We start from the raw sequence: 20,631 nt of genomic DNA, 5'->3' as shown, positions 1-20,631 counted from the left end.
GATAAGGTGGAAAAGATGACCTCATACCATTATTTTCTTACATATCCTGCAAATTTAGGACCAATAAGTGTTGACGAATTAATGCGCAAATTATTAATTCCAAGAAAATGGCGTCATTTTTTACGTACTGAAAATCAGATTTTAATTAATGGACATTACTTACCACTTAATTTCTTAGTAAAAGCTGGTGATAAGATTGATATTTATCTAGATCATGTCGAAAGTGAACAACAAACTTACACCGCTAGTGGAAGTTTACCTGAAGTTGTATATGAAGATTCAGACATTCTAATAATTGATAAACCCGCCGGGCAAAAAACACACCCGAATTTAAATGAAAAAGACACTGCATTAAATGATTGTGCTACTTATCTAGGCTACAGTCCCTTTATTGTTCACCGCCTTGATATGCTTACAAATGGCTTATTATTAGTGGCTAAAAATCCTGCCGTTGTTCCCATCTTAAACCGGCAATTAACTAATAAAACCTTGCACCGAGAATACTTAGCATGGGTTTCTAAATCAAATCAGTTAAAACAAAGTGGAACAATTTCTTTGCCCATTGGACATGATCCTAATGATCAAAGAAAAAGAATGGTACGATCCGATGGTCAAAAGGCTATTACTCATTATGAAATAGTTAAAGAATGTGAAAATAAGGCACTGGTAAAACTTACTCTAGAAACGGGACGCACACACCAAATTAGAGTTCATTTAGCAGCACTTAACGCCCCTATTATTGGTGATCCTCTGTACAATCCTAATTATCAAAAAGGAGAGAGTTTACAACTAACTGCTTATCAACTTACTTTTATGAGGCCTTTTAAATTTGAAAGTAAAACTGTTAAATTGAAACAAAAATAAAAGAGATACGCAAAATGCATATCTCTTTTTTCATGTGCCTCAAACAGGAGTCGAACCTGCACTCACTTACGTGAACAGCGACCTGAACGCTGCGCGTCTGCCAATTCCGCCATTGAGGCAACCTCTAGAACATATCTATCATACCAAAAAGTTGGCAAAATTGAAAAGTCAAATAATTTAAAAATAATCTAAGTTGCATTTGCGAACTATTGTTCGTATAATATTAATTAATCAGAACAAATGTTCAACTAGAAGGTAATTATTATGTATGACTATCGCTACGAACCGCATCGCTTAATTTTTATGATTGACAATAAGAGTTTTTTTGCCTCTTGTGAGGCGCTTCGTTTAGGTCTTAATCCGATGGAAGCTTGTTTAGCCGTTGTATCTAGACAGCCTGACAGTTGCTGGGGATCTGGCTTAATTATGGCGGCTTCTCCTTTAGCTAAGAAAAAATATGGTTTGCATAATGTCATGCGCGTTCGCCAGTTGCCACCTAAATGGAAAGCTCCCGATTTAAAGCTAGTTGAACCACATATGAATCTTTATATTAAGCGCAGTATCCAAGTCCTAGATATTTTTAGAAAATATGCAGCTAATGAAGATATCCACATGTATTCTATCGATGAAGGGATAATCGACATGACTGATTCCTGGAGGCTCTTTGGTAATGATCCCTATTATGTTGCCCGTAGAATTCAAAAAGATATCCATGATACTTTAGGCCTTTACACTACTTGCGGGATCGGTGAAAATCCCCTTTTGGCCAAACTAGCAATGGATAATTCTGCTAAACACAAGAAATCAATGCTTGCTTTTTGGCATTATCTTGATGTCCCCGATACTATCTGGAAAATAGAAAAATTAGAAGACGTTTGGGGAATTAATACTCGCACTGCTAATCGTTTAAGAAAAATCGGAATTAACAATATGTATGATTTAGCTCACTCCAAACCCTATCTTCTAAAAAAAGAATTTGGGATTATTGGCGAGCAGTTATTGGCAGAAAGTTGGGGCGTCGATCGTAGCATCATCAGACAAAAATACCATCCCAAAAGTAAAAGCTATGGTAACTCTCAAGTTTTAACGCGGGATTATTTCAATCAACGTGAAATAGAACTGGTTATTAGAGAAATTGGTGAACAAGTTGCCGCTCGTATCCGCGCCCATAATTTACGAGCTGGCAAAGTTAGTCTATATATTGGCTTTTCTTTATTTCAATTGGCGGAAACTACTAAGCGCGGTGGTTTTGGCGTTCAACGTAAAATTACCCCAACTAATGTAAACCATGACTTAGTAAAGGAACTGATCGCCCTATTTCGTGAAAACTGGCATAGAGAAAGTGTTCGAACTATTAGTGTTAGCTATACTGACTTATCACCTGATGGTACTCAACAATTAAATATGCTTGAAGACTTTGATCTGCAAATTAAAAGATATAAATTAGACCACATTGTTGACCAAATACGAAAAGAACATGGTTTTACTTCGCTAGTCAAAGCTTCTAGCCTCCTTAAAGGCGCGACTGCTATTGAACGCAGTAATCTAGTTGGCGGTCATAATGGTGGTAACGCCTATGAATAATGCAAATTTTGATAAAGAGATCCAAAATTTCTTCAAAAACTATCACGACCGCGGGATGCAAAAATGGGGTGGTTTTTTCTTAAGCGATCATACTGTTCAAATAAATAAAGATAATCAGAAAGCTAATACTACTTATAAAAAAGAAACAGAAATGGACTTGCAAGAAATAAGTAGAACATTATTGAAAGCTTTTAGCAACCATTATAAAATTCGACTGCAACTTAAAAATCGTAACTATAATAACGAATTTAGAAAAGATATTACTGGTTTTGTTAATGGTTATCATAATAGTCAGATAATTATTTCAGGTTACGCAGTTGAAATTGAGGATATCAATCATGTTGACATATTAAGACCAAATAAAAATGGAATATGAGCTTAACAGCGTTCATATCCCATTTTTATTTATAATTGCTTATTAGTTTTTCTGCTTGTTTGAGAATTGGTAATTCTCGATTAGTAATTAATTGTCCTAATTTGGCATTAGTTTGCTTTTCATACGCATCAACTGCTTCATCATAAGTTAGTTTTAGAGTTGATAAATGAAAATCATCAATTTCTGCTTGCGTTAGATGTTTTTTACCAAAAGAATTTATTTTACATAGAAAATAATTATTAATATTGTGTCGATGAATCAAATTATAGTAGTCACTTACTACGCCGATTTTACAAAGAATATCAACATTTGCGCCCAGTTCTTCTTTTAGTTCTCTTTTAAGCGCTGTAGTTAGATCTTCACCTGCTTCAACTCCGCCACCAGATGTTTCAATAAAGGTACCTTTACCGAAATCATCGTCTCTTTGTACTTTTACAAAATAGAAATTCTGTTCATCATCAACCACAATCGCACGAACTATTTGCCGATCATGATCGATATAGGTTTTCGGCCATTGCGTGTCTTGCAATTCGAGATTTAGTTCTGGCATGTTTTTCTCCTAATAGTTTATTTTTCAATTTTAATCTTAATTGGCCAAGACAATTTAAAATTCTTGATACTCTTTTTCAAAATTGCCATCGCTTCTGCAAAATTATAAATAGTTGCAGAAGTTTTAAATATTTTTATTTTGATATTCAAACTTTTTCATACTTTTTCCTTTTCAAACTCATTCTTACAATCCAAATCCTTCACCCATATAATGATGAAGCAGATAATCAGAAGCCTTCTTCAATGTTAAGTAATTAATATTATTAGAAAACAACATAATCATTTCCTTAGTTTTGTAGTCAGCTACAAAGCAAGAATTATAACCAGGGATACTACCTTCTGCACGAATAACATCCCTTTTAAAGTAAACTCCACCATAGTAAGCTACTGCTTGATGCTTAGCTTGCTGAGCATACTCGTTAATCATCTTAGGATCTTTCAACACTTCGTTATACACAAACTTCCAATAATCATTAGGTGATATAAACAAGTTTCCAGCTCCAAAATCAGATGATGTAGTCACAACTACCTTATGCCAATCGACATTGCTGCTCATTGGTTGAGGAACCTCATTTTGCTTAACTTCAGAATAATCCTTAATTTGACGTAATTTTAACTGCTTAGCAAAATCCTTTTTAATATAGTCGTTATAGCTTACGCCACTTTCTTTACTAATAATCGCTGCTAACAATTCATAATCCACATCTTGATAATCCCAAGTGTGTAAATGATCATTCTGCATGTATTTGAGCATATAAGCAATCTGCTCTTCTTGATTTTTAAGCGGTTCAGATGGCCGCGCATTATTAATTAATCCACTTGTATGATTCATTAGTTCACGAATTGTTATGTCGCTGCTACCTGAAACTTGTGGATAATATTTAGATAAAGGCGTATTCCAATTTAGCTGACCTTTTTGTTGCAAATTATAAATCGCAGTTCCTGTCATAATCTTTTGAAGAGAAGCAGTTGGAAATAGCTGATTCGCATTCACTATGTCATTTTTGCTAGATATTTCATTATTTTGAATGACAATTGGCTTACCATCTTTTCCGCTAACAAGCATCACTCCATTGATATGATTTGATTTCATATAATCTTTAAGCTGCTTTTGTGAATTTTTTAATCCAGGATCTATCCTGCTTCCCGAAGGCACAATAAATAAAAATACTGAAAACATACAGAGCGCCAAAAAGATATAGACAATAATTTTTTTATGATGCATAACTATTCCTTTCATTTACCGCGCAAAGTACAATGATGATATTTTTTGCAGAATTTCCTTTTATCACTTTTCTTTAATTGTATGCCTAATCTATCAGTCTACTCAAGCAACCAGCATAAATAAAAAATGTACTAATCCGATCATTTATGGAAAAGTACACTTTAACTTACATTATTTCATTATTCATTTGATGCCATAAGTTCAGCTTGTTCAACAACTGTATTAACCGCTGCTGGAGCAATATCAGGTGGATAACCATATTTTCTAAGAAGATGTTTTACAGCTACACGCATTTTTGCTTGAATATTGCGTCTCTTTTCCCAGTCAACACCTGCTTCTTCTTTGACTAGTTTAACTAATTCTTGAGCAATCAAATGCAATTTTTCTTCACCAAGTACTTCAACGGCTTTTTTATGATCAGCTAGTGCATCATAAAAGGCGATTTCTTCCGGACTAAGACCTAAATCTTTTCCCTTTTCCTGCTCAGCATTTATCTTTTTAGCCATTTCAATAAGCTTACGAATAACTATTTCACTGGTAATACCCCGCTTATTATATTCGTCAATGGCTTTTTTCAGCATATCTTCAAATTTTCCAGATGTCACTTTATTAGTTTTCATCATTGCTTTAATTTTACCTTTAAGCAATTTTTCTAATAGAGTAATTGCCACATCTTTCTCTGGCATATTATTAATTTTTTGTAAAAACTCATCTGAAATTAAGTCAATATTTTGTCTCTTAATCCCTAGCTCGTTATATATATTAACATTCGGCTCAGAAATAATAGATTGATCTAATAATTGCTGCATTTCATATTTTACATCTACATGCTTTCCTGGCCGAGATGACGTAACAGGTTCTTTTAGCTTTTGAATAAATACCTTTACTGTCTTAAAAAATGCAATTTCTTCCCCATAAGCCTGCGCCTCAGGCAAAGTTGAAGTTAAAGCATAAGCTTTCTGAAGCTCTGTTACAACATCTAGAAACTTTCTCTGCGTATCTTCATCTTCATGTAAAATTTCATTAGCTATTCGTCTAGTAACTTTTAATCGAGTAGCTCCATCTTCCGAATCAAAATCAGAATAGTCAATTCCGTACAAAAAGTCATTAGTAATAATATCGTACTTTTCTCTTAAAAGAGCTAAAGCCCGATTCATATTAATCCCAACTTGACCTTGATCATCTGTAGAATAGATGTTTAATGCAGATTTTAAATTTTCAGCAATACCAATATAATCGACAATTAAAGCACTATCTTTGTCTTTGAATACTCGGTTAACACGCGCTATTGCTTGGATTAGATTATGTCCCTTCATCGGTTTATCGATATACATTGTGTTCATAGAAGGTACATCAAATCCTGTTAACCACATATCAACTACAATAACGATTTGTAATTCGTCACTGTCATCCTTCATACGTTTTTGAAGGATTCTACGATCTGCTTTACTAGTTTGAAACTTCGCCATCTCTGGACCATCAGCAGCCGACGATGTCATAACAACTTTGATTTTTCCTTTATTAAGATCATCGCTTTCCCATTCAGGACGAAGTTTAATAATTTCATCATACAAACGTACAGCATTACGACGAGACATTTCAACAATCATCGCTTTACCAAATGCTTCCTTTTGTCTGGATTCAAAATGATAAATAAAATGTTTAGCAATACTTTGCAGGCGTGGTTTAGCACCAGCTAATGCTTCTAACCGTGAAAATTCTCGGTTACGCTGAGCATTCTCCTCAAGATTAGGATCATCATCTAAATTAGCATCTTGAAGAAGCTTTTGATATTTTGCCTGTGCATCCCCTTTTAATTTTAAAGGAAAAACATGACTCTCGTAATAAATCTTAACAGTAGCATGATCATTTACCGCTTGTGTGATGTCATAGACATCAATGTAATTACCGAAAACAGCAACTGTTGACTTATCAGCAGTTGAAATTGGCGTACCCGTAAATCCAATAAATGCGGCATTTGGCAGAGCATCACGCAAATATTTTGCAAATCCATAACGTAAGCCGTTATTTGTAAATTTGGCTTTTAATCCATATTGAGTACGGTGTGCTTCATCGGCAATAACAATAACGTCACTCCTATTTGTCAATACGGGCATATCTGTCTCACCTTTTTCAAAATCAGGAGAAAACTTTTGAATAGTAGAGAATACAATGCCACCAGACTGCTTATCCATAAATTTACGTAATTCATCTCGTGATTCAGCATGTTCAGGATTTTGACGTAAAAATTCATGTGCCGCAGCGAAAGTATCAAATAATTGATCATCCAAATCATTACGGTCATTGATTACTAACATTGTAGGATTATTGAGCTTTCGAGCTACTATACTAGCAAAGAAAACCATTGATAAGCTTTTCCCAGAACCCGTCGTATGCCATACAACACCGATACGTTTATCATTAGGATCTGCAATCGTTCTTTTTGCAGCTCTGACAGCTTTATTTACCATATAGTATTGGTGATATGCAGCCAAAATCTTAACAGTATTATCTCCATCAGTCTCAAAAATAATGAAGTTCTCAATAATATTGAGTAAATCCTTTGGCTTCAGCATATATTTAATCATTGTTTCTATTTGAAGATCATCATCTTCTGAAACATTTTTAGGTGCTCTCCAACGCATAAAACGATCAAATCCCGCAGTTAAAGAACCAGCTCGTGAATTAATACCATCCGAAGTAATCAGAATTTCATTATATTTTAGGTATTCTGGTATTTCAGTCTTATAGGTTTGTAGCTGTCTATAGCCACTCTCAATACCTACATTAGGATTACCAGCATCCTTAAATTCAAATGTAACAACTGGCAAGCCATTAATAAAAATTGTTGCGTCAGGGCGTCTTTCATGAGTACCTTTGAAAGTAAACTGATTAGTAGCAATAAATTCGTTGTTCTCAACATCATCAAAATCAATTGGATATAATACTACAGTTCTACTTTCACCATTTTCATTTATTTTAACTCTAATACCTTCAATTAATAATTTATGGAAATAATGATTATTGATCATCATATCAGGATTATCAGCTAATCTAATCAATTGACGATATGCTTCTCTATAAATTTCATCTGAATATCCTGGATTGAATTCTCGAAGTGCCTTTTTAACATTATCAGTTAAAAGAGCTGCTGAATGATCATTATTTCTCATTGCATCAATTTCAAGATTAGGTGTTGTGGGACTAGGACTTTTATAAACGTTATATCCAACCTGTCTTAAAGTATCTAAAGCTAGGTTTTCAACATCAGATTCTAGTAAATAACCTTTTGACATAAGGTATCACGCTCCTTTCTTTTGAGTGAGATAAATGATAATTTACTTGAGTTAATATCACTAATTTGGAATAAATACAGTAAAGACATTAAATTTAAAATTATGTTACAACAATTAGCGCAAAATATTATTACCGGTAAAACACCTAATACAAAAATCAAAGAAAACTATGGTACTGATATACCCTTTGTTAAAATACCAGACATGCATAACAAAGTATTTATAGATGAAACAATGCAAAGTCTTTCTTTATTAGGGGCTAATTCACAAAAAAGTAAATATTTACCTCCTAATTCAATAATGGTAAGTTGCATTGGAACTCCAGGTCTTGTTTCTTTAACAGGTACTACTGTTCAAACAAATCAACAAATCAATTCATTAATTCTTAAGCCAAAGTATTTGTATTGTACCTTTCTTGAATTGAAATCTTTAAAAGATAAAATTGGAAATCTGGGTAGTGGTGGAACAACAATTAAAAATTTAAACAAATCTGATTTTAGCAATTTAGAAATTACAGTGCCTGACAGAGAGTCAATTTTGGATAAGTTTAATAATATTGCTAGACCAATTTTTGATCAAATCCATACAAATAATATTGAAACAAAAAAACTGATGCAATTAAAAGCAAGCTTACTTAACAAATATTTTTAAGCAACTAAATTATCATTTATTTGGTTATTTAATTCTATTTTCTCTTCAATACGTATAATAGGATTATATTTTTTGTATTGTTCTTTTTCCGTAGGCAAATCAAACTCATAATCCAGAATAGCTTCTTTATCCCCACGTGGCATCTTTGTTCCTTTAGAAGTTGATACAACATAGTTAAAAAAGTGATCACTTTGTAAAGTGCAATACAAATATTTACCTAACAATTTCGGATCATCAGATCTAAAACATAGTACATCACCTGATCTAGTTCCATCTCTATCAGCAAGCCAAATTTTCTTAAAATATGGTCGAATATTTGATATTAAAATATCACCTTTCTGGTAATAATTTACCGTTTTTGATTTTGGCAAATTGCTATCCTCAAATTTTATTCCCCCACGATTGGGAAGCATATTATTTGTACTCACATAGTTATTATATGTAGCTTTTTCCATACCTACTCTTGTCTTAATAAGCTGTGCACAGTCACGTAATTTTACTTTCACACTTCATCACCCTATATACTTTCTATGTGCTATCTTCACATTTTGCTGTTTAACCATTGCGTAATGTAACGTTGTATCTATTCTTTTATGTCCCAATAATTGCTGCAATTGCTCTATTGGCATCCCCTTATCTATCGCAGTTGTCGCTAACGTTCTTCTAAATTTATGCGGATATACTTTTGCAATGCCTACTTTTTGTCCTAAACTCTTAAGCCTAGATTCTACTCCACCAATCGTTAACCTTGTATATTTCTTATACAAAGACACAAACAAGGCCGGTTCATTATCAATTCTACTGTTTAGATATTTTTGCAAATGTAATTTGGCTCTAGCATCAAAGTAAGCGATTCTTTCCTTACTTCCCTTACCAAAAACTATACACTCACGCTCCTGAAAATTAATATCATCACGATTCAATAAAACTAATTCTCCAACACGTATTCCCGTTGATGCTAAAAAATCGATCATAGCTAAATCACGTAGTTGCGTACAATTATCCCGAAGTTTTTCCAGTTCCTCATCAGAATAAGTTTCTTTCACAGTTGTTGATACTTTTACCTTATGAATCCTACGAACTGGACTTTTTAGAATATAATCCTCATCTTCAAGCCAATTAAAGAAGCTAGACATAATTCGTCTAATATTATCAATCGTAACTTTGCTTGATTCGTGAATTATTTGGTAATTAGTCAAATAATCTCTTAGTTCATCCGTCACTATTTCCCTAGCATTTTTGCCAATTGAAGTTAGAGCTTTAATTAATGTAGCTTTGTAGTACTTTATGGATTTTTCAGAGCATCCTTCAGTCCGTTTAGCTGCAAAATACTTTTCTAATAACAATTCATTATCTTCCAAACTATCTTCAACATCATCAGCCGATACAAAGATACCTAACACACTTTTTAGCTTTACCAGTTGCTGATTATTCAAGTACGATATCATTTCTCTAACTACTTTATCTGCTTCTACCTTCTGCATAGTCAATATCTCCCTTTTTAAAGAAATATTACACCATACAAAGATAACTTTGTGGATAAATGATAATTTAGCGGTTTAAAAGTAATGATTAAGTAATGTAACCTTGATCCGTTTTAGGGATTGGTTTTCGTTAAATATTCTATCTTGAAGTGTCACGTATGGAGTTATATTGCTCTGTATCCAATTTTTAGTAGGAATTGGTACTTCTAGTGAACGAAAATCTGTTTTATTAAACTTTTGCTGTGCTGAACCAGATGTAATTGACGAAATTGCACTTTGTCCCCAAAACGACTGGAAATAAACGTATAAATAATCGGTCATAGTATGATATTTTGATTTTATAAAGATTTGATTATTCCCAACAACCATTGGCTTCTTAATAAAAGGAACTCTATGAACGCTTCCTACATCGGCTACATTTGAGATTACTACTTCACCGCCAAACAGATGTGATTTTTTTAAGTAATTGTATGATTCTTTGTTAATGTATCGTTTATTACCGGAGAGATTATTTTTAAAGTCTACATTTCTGATAAACAAGGCATAATTGGGATAATCAAAGTAAGTAACATTATCTTTTAATGCCTTAAAGCTACCATTTGCTACATGATCTGAAACTGTTATTTCCAAATCTTTAATCTTAGATATTTCATATAATTTGTTGTTTATTAGTTTAGATAGATTTAGCAACTGAATTTTAGATAAATTATCATTTATCTGATTATTCAATACTATTTTTTCGTTTATTGTGTTTATCTTCTGAACAATATGTTGTTGTTCTTTTAAAGAAGGTAAGTCAATTTCAACATTTGCCACATTATCTTTAAAAGTAATTTGTGGAAATGTACCTGATCTTGATTCAGCCTCATTTTGAAAATAATCTATCATCGTCGGTGAGGTTAAATATAAATACAAATATTTAGTATCAAGAAGTTTATGATTATTATTTCTCAAAACCATAAGTTTAGTCGAAACTACATATTTTTTTGTATCTATTTTTTCAACTAAAGCAAATCTTTTATTTTTTGGTCTTATTTCAGAGAATAGTATATCATCGTTTTCTATGCTCTTTTTTGCTTGACCTGGTAATTTATTAATATTTGACTTTACTCCTGATATATTTCCATCATAAACATCACTTGTATTAACAAATATTACAGAATATTTTCCCTTAAAATCATATGTATCGGAGATACTTTGCACTAAATCACCTAATTTACATTTCATACCCAAGCTCCTTCAATACATCTTTAATCTGAGCCTGTAATTTATTGCTCTCTTCGAATTGTTCTTTCAATTCACCAGTCAATCGCTTCATCTTAACTTCATATGGTTCGCCATCATCCTCTTGCTTAGCCAGTCCAACATAACGTCCTGGTGTTAATACATAGTCATTCTTGGCAATCTCATCTAACTTAGCAATTTTACAAAAACCAGCAATATCTTTATATTCTTGCCCATTAGTACCACGATAAGCATGATAAGTATCTGCAATTTTCTTTATATCTTCTGAATTAAAGCCACGGTGAGTTCGATCAATCATTTCACCTAAATTACGAGCATCAATAAATAATGTTTCACCTTTACGTGACCGTTCATCTGATGATTCTTTGTTCATATCAATAAACCATAATGAAACAGGAATCGGAGTAGAATAAAACATTTGACCAGGTAACGCCACAATTGCATCAATTTTATCGTTCTCAAGGAGCGCTTTTCGAATTGCATACTCTTCTTTTGTAGATGTAGACAGTGCACCATTGGCAAGAACAAAACCTGCTTTACCATCTGGAGCTAATTTACTAATGATATGCTCAATCCAAGCATAATTGGCATTTCCTTCTGGTGGCACACCATACTTCCAACGAGCGTCTTCCTTTAATTTGTCTCCGCTCCAGCGTTTAACATTAAAAGGTGGATTTGCCAAGATAAAGTCAAATCGCTCACCCTTATGAAGATCATTTAAGAATGTGTCGCCTTGATGTGGTCCTAGGTTATTGTCAATTCCTCTAATAGCTAAATTCATTTTGGCAAGTTTCCATGTAGTTGGATTAGATTCCTCACCATAAACTGACAAGTCTCCAATCTTACCTTGATGCTCTTGTACAAACTTATCTGATTGCACAAACATCCCACCAGAACCACGACATGGGTCATAAATTCTACCCTTATATGGTTCAATCATCTCAACAAGAGTTCTAACAATCGAACGAGGTGTATAGAATTCTCCACCTTTTTTACCTTCGCTTGAAGCAAACTGGTTTAAGAAATATTCATAAACACGACCTAAAACATCTGATTGCTTAGACTTTTGATTTACCAATTTAATATCAGAAATCAAGTCTACTACTTCACCTAAACGTGTTTTATCTAAATCAGGAGATGCATAATTCTTACTTAAAACACCGCGCAGTGCATCATTATGCTTTTCAATCGTGTCCATTGCATTATCAATAATTTCACCAATTTGTGGTGTTTTAGCAGATTGTTGAATCAATTCCCAACGCGCTTCTTTTGGTACCCAGAAGATATTTTCAGAAAGATACATATCAGGATCTTCAGCGTCTTCGGGATAATCAGACTTCAATAATTCAGCATGCCTAGCTTCGAATGAATCCGAAACATATTTTAGAAAAATCAAACCTAATACGACATTACGATACTCAGAAGCGTCCATACTTCCACGCAATGCATCCGCTGTTTTCCAAAGCTTGTCTTCAATACTTAATTCCTTGGATTTTATTGCCAGTATCTTAAACTCAATATATGTTTATCCTATTTCTTCTCAAGAACCGCCACTGCTTCAACATGCCACGAGCTGATGTGATCAATTATACATTCTTGACTAACCGCTTTACTAAGCGATTTATACTATTCGCGCTGAATTAGCACAGTTATTAACTCAGGCTATAAATTCTGAATTATAGTGGAAATTTAAGATGAATTATAGAGATAAGATTTTATTAGTTTGTGGGAATGTATACTGCTTCTTAAAAACTGCCAAGTAATTATGAATCAATAATAACTGCAGTGATTCACAAACTTGACTGATTTTAAAACTACTGGTACCATAATATAGACAAAAACCATTATGCCATTTGTAATGCTGTTTTTGGGCTTGCAAAAAAGAGTCTCACATAGAGTTTCTATGATTGAGGCTCTTTTTTGTTTACTTATATTTTTTGGACTATAGGTTCATAACAAAGACTATAAGCCATAAAAAGTTTCCGACATGCAGTATCACCAATAAAACTATCTATTTCATTCTCTAAAATAAACTTTATAATATTAAGTGCTGTTTCCTTAGAATAATCTTTTATATGGGAGCTAAAATAATTTAACTTCGTATAATTCTTTATATTATCATTCCTAGATAATATTTTTTGCACATTATTAAAGTCCATATTCCGTAATGAATTTCGATATTTCTTAGGCGTATTAGGCAAATGTAAAGATTCGAGAGACGGGAAACTACTTAATCTGTCATTTAATTTAGCTTTATCTTTATCCTTTAATGTTAACTCACCATTTTTTACTTTAAGAATGTACTTTGAAACGGGTAAGCTAGATTTAGGAGCAGTTTTTACAATAAATCTTAACGCGATTTCTAAAGGCATTTCCTCTTTTCCTAGAAAATAGTCTTTTACATAATCAACATAAGTAGGATATTTGTACAAGAACCTACTGTCCCCTAAAGCAACTACTAGATTTTTGCTTTTTAATTCATCAGGCAACTTATTTAAGTCAACAAATGATGTCAATACCTGTTTTAATTTTCCTTGCTTACCTTTCGTATCGATTATCTTTCTAAAAGCACTTTGATACTTACTAATTTCTAAAGGTGAAATTCCCTGATTAATTTTGGAAACGCCTTTATATATTTGTTCAAAATTATCAGTTGATAGTTTCGTATAATGCACTCCATATGGAGTATCTGCCATGGTCTCCTCTATATTTTTATTCCCTTTTTGATAGTCCACTACCCCTATTCTTTTGGCAGCTTTCTCAATAGAAAAAGGCATATTGCTTGCTAAATCTTTTAAAAGCGTTTGTATATTTTGATCTGTTAGCGAATACCCAAGGAAAATTATTGGAGAAATTGTTAATTGACTTAGTATTTTTGCATTTACAATTGCAGACGTTCTTTGAAGTTTTTCATAATCCTTACTAGTAATTATTATTGAATTAGCATCTTCTACCGATCCATGAATTTTATACAGTTCATTTAGGGAATCCGATGGCTCGAAAAGCCCTTTGTTACCAACCTTTATATTAATATTTTTCAGATTCTTTTCAATAAAGGGATCGTAATTTGTCGTTACAACTAATCGAGCTTTCTTTAACATATCAAATAATAATGTAACTTCTGTATCAACCCCATCTCTAGGCTCTAAATTAGAGAATATGGATGCTATTCTTTTTCTAAAAGGAGAAACGCCATTATAGTGTGATTCTTCAGGAGTTAAACCATCAATCTTGAGTTCTTCATCAAAAAAAGCTTGATCATATTTTTGTTCTAATTCATCAGCTAGATGAGTATATGTCTGAAAAGCATTCTGATATTTTTTTGACAACCGGTTATACCTAGAAAAATAGGATTGGTCAGTTTTGGATTCATCCCAAATCTGCCTTAGTAGGCTATCCCATGTAGGTGCATTTTTGAAATAGCGCTGTGTTATCCCAGACCCTATAAATATAATTGGAAATTCATTATTTTTCTGTAGATTGTTTAAAAATTCATTAGACACTATTTTCGTCCTCCTTCCTCCCTAAATGTGCGTTGCACTACATCCCCTCTTGAGCATACTTAGCAGTATCAATTTGTTTAAAGTGCGTTTCAATTAGAGAATCTTTCAAGTTCTTATCAAAGCCAAAGCTGTAGTTAGTAGCGATAAGATAAATAATTCAGATTGGTGCAAAGCTATATACCCGGTGTCCATAAAATATTAGATTTGTTTATGAACATCTGGAAAAACTACCTCATCTTTTCACTAGAGAGCGAGTAAAACAAACTTCAATTCAAAGATGAGGTTTTAATTAAATTATTATTTTCTGGAAGTCCTTCTCTAAACTCTTATTAAACTTTGTCATGACTTCTGCATTTGGGATTGGCACTTTAACGTTTTTTTCAAATGAATTAAAAATTAAGTTCTTTATTCCTGTAGTGTTATTCTCTAAGTTAAAGAAGTATCCACGGTCATATAAAAGGACAAGATAGTTATATACATATAACGCTAATTCAGGAGATTTTAATCTTAAAATCCTACAAAAGTTGGTACATAGCACAGGTACTTTCATTTCGTTTAACAGCTCTTCTGTTATTAAACAAATTCTCCCAGTTGATTGAATTGGACTACCTCCTGAAATTTCAATTATTATGTCATTAATGCGTACTCTTTTTTCCTTAATATGTTTGTCCAAAACATATCTAGTAGGTACATTATCATAATACGCCCTTGAAACATTAGGAATATCTGTCCCCCTAATACATTTTATTCTGTTTTTGTAATTACCCTGCTCACTAGCTTTGCCCCATTCTCCTCCAATCGTTTGATCTAATAGTTGTTCTAAAGAAGTGAGCTCAATTTCAACAGGTATTTCTCCATACAATGAAGATCTTTTCTCTCCAGAAAATACATCAGTATCGGCATTAAATTTCACAAACCACTCAATTATTTTATTACGTTCTAGTTCATTTCTTATATTCCATAACAATCCTCTTTTTCTTTGCTTTGCTTTCTCGACTTCACTACTTAAATTTACTAGATAGTTTGCCAAAATAGAATACTGCATCTCAAAATAAAGTCCTGGCTTTAGCATATAGTCATTGTCAGTAATCGTATTAGTAGAAACAAAGGTAGAGAATTCTTGCACTTCTTTATTGTCAGTTATTGCATCAACTATTCTTTGTTGATCTTGATCAGACAGAACAACTCTAGTATTATCTTTTGCCTTTACTAAACTTCCTAACTTTGAGGCATCCACAAACATAACATTACTGTGCTCTTTACTTTTATCAATAAATATCACTGAAACACTTGTATTAGTAGTTGCAAAAACATTTGTAGGCATTTGGACAACCGCAAATAAAGATTTATTCTCAATTATTCTTTTACGAAGTTCTGATTCTATGGAACCTGTATCTGTTAAAAATCCACTAGGTACAACTATTGCAGCATGCCCGTCATCACTCATTGAACACAAAATGTGTTGTATAAAAAGCAAATAAATAGACATGCTACTTTTCTTCTTTTTAGGAACATTAGGCACACCAGCAAAGAATCTTAAATTCTTATCAGGTAAAGTCAAGATCTCATCTCTCCATTGGGAAAAGTCCAAATTAAATGGAGGATTTGAGACAATATAGTCCATTTTTTCTGTGTGTTTATTATGAAGAATTGTATTGCCTTGTACAATATTATGAATTGAATGACTCAAGCCATTTAAAATCAAATTCATACGAAGCAAGTTAGTTGATTTCTGCGAAATATCTTGACTATAAACAGTTGCTCTATCTGTACCAATTTTACTTGCAAGAGTCATCAACAAAGTTCCTGAACCTGCAGCAGGGTCATAAACTCGAACATTTTCTGGTTTGTCATATCCAACTAAAATGTTAGCAATGATTTTAGCAACAGAATGTGGTGTGTAATATTCGGCATATTTTCCACCACCATCTTTGTTGTAGTCCTTGATCATATATTCAAAGATAGTTGAGAAAAAATCGAAACCAGCATCAAAGATATGCTCATCAAACTTAGTTTCTGACAGTTTGTTAATAATAGCTCGAGCAACAATATTTCGTTGCGATCCATCAATAACATTATCTTGAATAAGGTCACTATCAAATAGCCGCACTTGAGTATTCCCAGCTGTCTCGACCGAGTAGATATCATTATTATCAATGGCAATGTCATTCAACGTGGCATCAAATAAAGTACTAAAATCATCTTCATTTTGACGATTAAATAGGGTTTCAATAAGATCTTCACGTTTAATCACAGCGGATTCATTGCCTAAGTCCATTTGTAATCCCTCATAATCATCATCACTCATTTTCATGAGAGTCTGATAATCATTCTTAGGATCAAATTTTCGTGCTTCGTACAAGAATTTATCGTTAATAAATTTATATAAGAAAGATTGAGTAAGTAGCTTGTATTCGCCAGCTTCTCCACCAAGTCCAGCACTGGTAAAAACGCCCTTCAAGTCATCTACCAATTGCTTTACCTTATTACTATATTCAGTATTATTCATTTGTTTTAATCAACTCCTTGATATTCCTTGTCATATTCCTCAGTCAAAAGACTAGAAACTTCTTTAACTTCTGGCACAGGTATTTTTGTATTCTCTTCTCGACTACTTTGGCGAATAGATTGAATAGCTTCGTTATTAAAATATGCCTTGTTTACAACCATATTTTGGTTTTTAGACACCTCATTATCAATTTTATCCTTTGATTTTTTCATAACCTTATATAAAACAGGTTCTTCAGCTACTGAACTAGGTGCTATACCCTTTTTCTTATATATGACATACTTATATGTTCTAGCAAATTTTTTATCACCATTAAATGCAGTTGCTAAACGTCTATTCTTAGCATTTAAATTGTTAATTCGCTTTATTATTCGATCAAGAGCTGTTGTGTTCAATTTAGTATCTGCCGTCGTCATTTCACCAATATGCTGTTTTTCAAGGACACGAGTAAATTCTTCATAAAGGCTAATCCATTCTGGGTCTTTTTGATCCCAATTATGACCCAAAGCTGATGCAGCTTGTCTCTGCTTTTCAATAAAATCATTTGCTGCCAACTGAAGTTCAACCTCACCAACCTTCTTAAAGCTAAAGTCCATTTTATTCATAGCCATTTTCAGAAGCTGATCACTAGAGTCATCTTTGGCATTAGAAATAAGATTTAAGGTCATGAGCCTATCAGATACAATTTTCAACAGTTTAGGAACTTCAACTGCTTTGATTTTTTCTGTTAAATCAGTGTACGACATCAGCCGACTAATGTTGTAGTATTCTTTAAGTTTTTCAAGAGTATTTTTAAGCTCTAATAAATCTTTCTTTTCTGGTGTTTCACTTACTTGCTGACTAAAGTTCTCTAAATTATCAGTATCATACTGTGACAGAATAATTGTTGCCTGATTCAAGCTATCTTCGATTTCGTGTGCAGGTACGAAGAGGGACCCATATATGTTTTCAGCTTTTTCATCTGTTAAATCAGAGTTGTACTCGCTATTTAATTCTTCAAAATATGCATGGTTAGTCTTATCAAACTCTTTTGAAATATTAGCAAAATCAACAATATAGCCCATACGGAAATCTTTATATGGTCGGTTAACACGGGTCAAAGCTTGCAATAAGTTATGCGCTTTGATCATTCGTCCAAGGTATAATTTTTTTAGCCTTGGAGCATTAAACCCCGTTAATAGCATATTGTAAACAATAAGTAGATCAGTTTTACCCTTTTTGAAATCTTCCATCTCTTCTCCTCTTATTTCTTTATCGTCTTTATCAGAGAGAATGAGTGATGCAGTTAACTTTGTTTTGCCAGACCATTGTCTTTCCTGGAACTCCTTATACATTTCCCTAGCTTGCTCACTAGATTGTGCAACAATCATTCCACCGATGGTCTGGTCTCCAAATATATTCCTCGATTTTACAAAATCATCAAGTATATAATCCAACATTGGGGAAACAAATTTAGGATTGGAGTAAAGGAGCCTTTTATTCAGGCTTCCCTTTTCAACATCACCTGATAAACCATCTAAAATATTTTTTAATTTATGTTTATAGCTGGTTTCAATTTCTTCTCGCATCAAGTGTAGAGTATACCCATCCTGGATAGATTGGTTGTAATAGTACTTATGAATATAGTCTCCAAATATTTCTTTAGTTGTAGCTCTACTAGTTTTCTTGCCCTTGTGATCAATATTAATTAATGGCGTTCCAGTTAATGCAATTTTTATGGACTTTTTGTCGGCATTATATAAGTTAGGCAAATATGATCCCTTTTCATTGTACGAGCGATGAGCTTCATCAATAAAATAAATATTTTGAGTATTCAAATCATACCCAGATTTATTTGTTAAATCAGTATCTTCATTAACTTTTTGAATATTAACTACGGCTATATCTTCGGAAAAGGGCTTGTTCAATTGTCTTTTGTTAGAAATTAGTTTAACTTTCAGTCCACGTTCCTTAAAGGCTTTACTTGCTTGAGTTGCTAAATCTAATCTATCTACAACAAAATAAAACCTTGGAATAATATTTTTCTTCTGAAAAAGATATCGCAAATATCGGATATTAAAGAATGCTAGTGCCGTTTTACCTGAACCTTGTGTATGCCAAATAACCCCTTTTTTTACACCTTCATTAATTTTGTCAGCAACCGCTCGAGTAGCAAAGAATTGTGGGTATCTCATAATATGCTTTTGCAACACTTCGTTACCATTTTTGTCCTTTGTATCAACATAGGTCATCCCAAAGCGTAAGAAAAATTGTAACCGTTGTCTGTCATACATTGAGGTTAAGAACTTATTCATTGGGGTTTCATTTTGACAATTTGTCTTAAATTCAGGGCTATTCTTTAAGACAATCTTATTTGCATCTTTTAATCCTTCATTTATTTGTTGACCTGAAATAGTTCCAATTCTATCCACTAATTCTCCGTACCGTTCCTCATGCATAGAATTAAAGATAGCTTTACCAAGACTTGTAGTAGCATAATATGATCCTTGCAATTGTTGCCCTTCATCGTCAGCATAAGGCATATTATCTGAAAAACAAATTAATTGGGTAATATTGTGGAACTTCCTGAATTTTTGATTTTTAAATCTAACAGTCATCCGATTAAACTCGGATTTCATACCTGTTGTTTTATCTCTAATTGCATTCGGTTGTTTTACTTCAATATAACTAAGCGGAAGCCCATTAATAAACACTGTAATATCAGGTCTAAATTCTTCTTCACCATTTATGCAAGGCACTTCAATAGCTATTTTGAATGAGTTATTACTAAAATTTTCCCAATCAACAAACTTATAATTAGAATTGCTTGTCCCCTGTATTCTGTTAAAAAAGCTGCGACCTAAATCATTATATCCTAGCTCTAATTTGATATCCTTAAATTCTTTTTCAAAATCAGAATTTACTGCTTCTGGATTTAACTTTAGAAACTGCTTTCTAAATTCTGAAACAAAAATGTTAGTTTCTGGATCAATATATTGTTTGTTTTGTTTATATGAAAAATATTTGTAACCCATTTTTACTAAATGCAGTACAGCAGGAAGTTGAACTCGAGTTAATTCGTTATATGTCTTTGCCATGTTTTTACTCCAAATCTAGGATCTTACAATTTCCATAATGTCGCTGATATCACAATCTAATGCTTTACATATCTTAAGCAGTACTTCAGTTGTAACATTGCCATTATTTCCCAATTTTGCAATTGATGCAGAGCTGATACCACTTCTATCACGTAAATCTTTCTTTTTCCATCCACGATCTATTAATAATTTCCACAATTTGTTGTAACTGAAATACATATCTTTTCCTCGTATAAATAATTTTACCATTCAATTATACAGTATTTAT

At 32.9% G+C, this 20,631-nt stretch carries 15 protein-coding genes and 1 tRNA gene; 4 read left to right on the top strand and 12 right to left on the bottom strand.

Features of this window, described 5'->3' with window-relative positions:
- Positions 1-15 precede the first annotated feature (15 nt).
- Entirely contained in the window at positions 16-864 is an 849-nt protein-coding gene (locus AB5359_RS00260) for an RluA family pseudouridine synthase (RefSeq protein WP_048687268.1), read from the top strand.
- A gap of 35 nt (positions 865-899) precedes the next feature.
- On the opposite strand, the gene AB5359_RS00255 is transcribed toward AB5359_RS00260, so the two are convergent.
- A tRNA-Leu gene (locus AB5359_RS00255) sits at positions 900-983 on the bottom strand.
- Positions 984-1,128: 145 nt separating this feature from the next.
- Between AB5359_RS00255 and AB5359_RS00250 the strand changes: the two genes are divergently transcribed.
- Positions 1,129-2,448 carry a Y-family DNA polymerase gene (locus AB5359_RS00250; RefSeq protein WP_048687270.1) on the top strand — a complete coding sequence of 440 codons (1,320 nt, stop codon included), beginning with the start codon at positions 1,129-1,131 and terminating at the stop codon, positions 2,446-2,448.
- Positions 2,441-2,824, top strand: coding sequence for a hypothetical protein (locus tag AB5359_RS00245; RefSeq protein WP_039155883.1), 384 nt, complete (start codon positions 2,441-2,443; stop codon positions 2,822-2,824). Before AB5359_RS00250 ends, AB5359_RS00245 begins: the two co-directional genes overlap by 8 nt.
- Positions 2,825-2,849: 25 nt before the next feature.
- On the opposite strand, the gene AB5359_RS00240 is transcribed toward AB5359_RS00245, so the two are convergent.
- From AB5359_RS00240 to AB5359_RS00230, 3 genes are all read right to left on the bottom strand, one after another.
- Entirely contained in the window at positions 2,850-3,374 is a 525-nt protein-coding gene (locus AB5359_RS00240; protein WP_024273084.1) for an NUDIX domain-containing protein, read from the bottom strand.
- A gap of 183 nt (positions 3,375-3,557) precedes the next feature.
- Complete coding sequence (locus AB5359_RS00235; RefSeq protein WP_048687274.1) at positions 3,558-4,598, bottom strand: serine hydrolase; 1,041 nt, start codon at positions 4,596-4,598, stop codon at positions 3,558-3,560.
- Between the two features lie 179 nt (positions 4,599-4,777).
- Positions 4,778-7,894: a type I restriction endonuclease subunit R gene (locus AB5359_RS00230; RefSeq protein ID WP_126327911.1), complete on the bottom strand. Its 3,117-nt coding sequence runs from the start codon at positions 7,892-7,894 to the stop codon at positions 4,778-4,780.
- Between the two features lie 102 nt (positions 7,895-7,996).
- Here AB5359_RS00230 and AB5359_RS00225 point away from each other — a divergent pair, with 102 nt between their 5' ends.
- The gene (locus AB5359_RS00225) at positions 7,997-8,545 is read left to right on the top strand and encodes a restriction endonuclease subunit S (protein WP_368279919.1); all 549 of its coding nucleotides are present in this window, start codon (positions 7,997-7,999) and stop codon (positions 8,543-8,545) included.
- On the opposite strand, the gene AB5359_RS00220 is transcribed toward AB5359_RS00225, so the two are convergent.
- The 8 genes from AB5359_RS00220 to AB5359_RS00185 all read right to left on the bottom strand — a co-directional run bounded on the left by AB5359_RS00220 (position 8,542) and on the right by AB5359_RS00185 (position 20,582).
- Positions 8,542-9,051, bottom strand: coding sequence for a restriction endonuclease subunit S (locus tag AB5359_RS00220; RefSeq protein ID WP_368287182.1), 510 nt, complete (start codon positions 9,049-9,051; stop codon positions 8,542-8,544). The genes AB5359_RS00225 and AB5359_RS00220 overlap by 4 nt on opposite strands.
- A 6-nt stretch (positions 9,052-9,057) precedes the next feature.
- The gene (gene xerA, locus AB5359_RS00215) at positions 9,058-10,029 is read right to left on the bottom strand and encodes a site-specific tyrosine recombinase/integron integrase (protein WP_048687278.1); all 972 of its coding nucleotides are present in this window, start codon (positions 10,027-10,029) and stop codon (positions 9,058-9,060) included.
- A gap of 75 nt (positions 10,030-10,104) precedes the next feature.
- Positions 10,105-11,256 carry a restriction endonuclease subunit S gene (locus AB5359_RS00210; protein WP_368287181.1) on the bottom strand — a complete coding sequence of 384 codons (1,152 nt, stop codon included), beginning with the start codon at positions 11,254-11,256 and terminating at the stop codon, positions 10,105-10,107.
- Positions 11,246-12,778, bottom strand: a complete 1,533-nt coding sequence (locus AB5359_RS00205; RefSeq protein ID WP_368279987.1) for a type I restriction-modification system subunit M — start codon at positions 12,776-12,778, stop codon at positions 11,246-11,248. The genes AB5359_RS00210 and AB5359_RS00205 overlap by 11 nt, the downstream gene beginning before the upstream one ends.
- A gap of 424 nt (positions 12,779-13,202) precedes the next feature.
- Positions 13,203-14,777, bottom strand: coding sequence for an SIR2 family protein (locus tag AB5359_RS00200; RefSeq protein WP_319494378.1), 1,575 nt, complete (start codon positions 14,775-14,777; stop codon positions 13,203-13,205).
- Positions 14,778-15,066: 289 nt separating this feature from the next.
- On the bottom strand, positions 15,067-17,286 hold the full coding sequence (locus tag AB5359_RS00195; protein WP_368279916.1) for an N-6 DNA methylase: 2,220 nt from the start codon (positions 17,284-17,286) through the stop codon (positions 15,067-15,069).
- Between the two features lie 5 nt (positions 17,287-17,291).
- Positions 17,292-20,363: a DEAD/DEAH box helicase family protein gene (locus AB5359_RS00190; protein WP_368279915.1), complete on the bottom strand. Its 3,072-nt coding sequence runs from the start codon at positions 20,361-20,363 to the stop codon at positions 17,292-17,294.
- 15 nt (positions 20,364-20,378) lie between these two features.
- Positions 20,379-20,582 carry a helix-turn-helix transcriptional regulator gene (locus AB5359_RS00185; RefSeq protein ID WP_186462205.1) on the bottom strand — a complete coding sequence of 68 codons (204 nt, stop codon included), beginning with the start codon at positions 20,580-20,582 and terminating at the stop codon, positions 20,379-20,381.
- Positions 20,583-20,631 lie beyond the last annotated feature (49 nt).

Origin of the sequence: Lactobacillus sp. RTP31084st1_F9_RTP31084_210423 (genome assembly GCF_040919545.1) — a bacterium.
Classification (GTDB): Bacteria; Bacillota; Bacilli; order Lactobacillales; family Lactobacillaceae; genus Lactobacillus; species Lactobacillus paragasseri.
Note: the sequence above shows the minus strand (reverse complement) of the source record. Positions and strands in the feature narration are given on the sequence as shown.